The sequence below is a fragment of the Burkholderia sp. MSMB1078WGS genome (assembly GCF_001528895.1).
Classification (GTDB): domain Bacteria; phylum Pseudomonadota; class Gammaproteobacteria; order Burkholderiales; family Burkholderiaceae; genus Burkholderia.
In genome coordinates this window covers 1-1400 of record NZ_LPDI01000052.1, presented here as the reverse complement: position 1 = coordinate 1400, position 1400 = coordinate 1, and the positions used below count along the sequence as shown (strand labels likewise).

1 protein-coding gene is annotated in these 1400 nt (G+C 65.7%); it reads left to right on the top strand.

Translation table 11 applies throughout. The annotated features are described in order from the left end of the window. Positions 1-1400 (top strand): amidohydrolase (locus WT24_RS15330; RefSeq protein ID WP_060034511.1); only part of this gene is annotated, 1400 nt, incomplete at both ends.

The window sequence follows — 1400 nt, the reverse complement described above, 5'->3', positions numbered from 1 at the left end:
CACGTGATTCGCGGCGGCCTGAACTACAACATGGAACTGCGCTGGGACGGCGTGCCGTCGCTCGCGGTCGCGATGGAGATGCTCAAGCGTCAGGTCGCCGTGACGCCCGCGCCGCAGTGGGTGCGCGTGGTCGGCGGCTTCACCGAACATCAGTTCGTGGAGAAGCGACTGCCGACGATCGACGAACTCAATGCAGTCGCGCCGGACACGCCGGTGTTCATCCTGCACCTGTACGACCGCGCGCTGCTGAACGCGGCGGCGCTGCGGGTGGTCGGCTATACGAAGGACACGCCGGAGCCGCCGGGCGGAACCATCCTGCGCGATGCCGCCGGCCACCCGACCGGCCTGCTGCTCGCGAACCCGAACGCGACGATTCTCTACGCGACGCTCGCGAAGGGCCCGAAGCTGCCGTTCGAGTATCAGTACAACTCGACGCGCCACTTCATGCGCGAGCTGAACCGGCTCGGCGTGACCGGCGTGATCGACGCGGGTGGAGGATCGCAGAATTATCCGGAGGATTACGAAGTGATCCGCAAGCTGCACGACGCGGGCGAGATGACGATCCGGATCGCGTACAACCTGTTCACGCAGAAGCCGAACGCGGAGAAGGAAGACTTCGTGAACTGGACGAAGAGCGTCAAGTACCACGACGGCACCGACTACTTCCGCAATAACGGCGCGGGCGAGATGCTAGCGTTTTCCGCGGCCGACTTCGAAGACTTCCGCGTCGCGCGTCCGGACCTGCCCGAGCAGATGGAAGACGATCTCGAAGGCGTCGTGCGCGTGCTCGCGGAAAACCGCTGGCCGTGGCGCATGCACGCGACCTACGACGAAACCATCAGCCGCGCGCTCGACGTGTTCGAGAAGGTCAACGAAGACATCCCGCTCGAAGGGCTGAACTGGTTCTTCGATCACGCGGAAACGATCACCGAGAAGTCGATGGACCGGATCGCCGCGCTCGGCGGCGGCGTCGCGGTGCAGCACCGGATGGCGTACCAGGGCGAGTACTTCGTCGAGCGCTACGGCGCGCAAGCCGCGGAGGCGACGCCGCCGGTCGCGAAGATGCTCGGCAAGGGGCTCAAGGTGTCGGCCGGCACGGATGCAACGCGCGTCGCGTCGTACAACCCCTGGGTGTCGCTCGCGTGGCTCGTGACGGGCAAGACGGTCGGCGGCATGCGCCTGTATCCGCAGCGCAACCTGCTCGATCGCGAAACCGCGCTGCGGATGTGGACCGAGTACGTGACGTGGTTCTCGAACGAAGAGGGCAAGAAAGGACGCATCGCGGTGGGGCAGCTTGCCGACCTGATCGTCCCGGATCGCGATTTCTTCGCGTGCGCGGAGGACGATATCGCCGCCACGACCGCGTTGCTGACGGTGGTCGACGGGAAGATCGTGTGGGG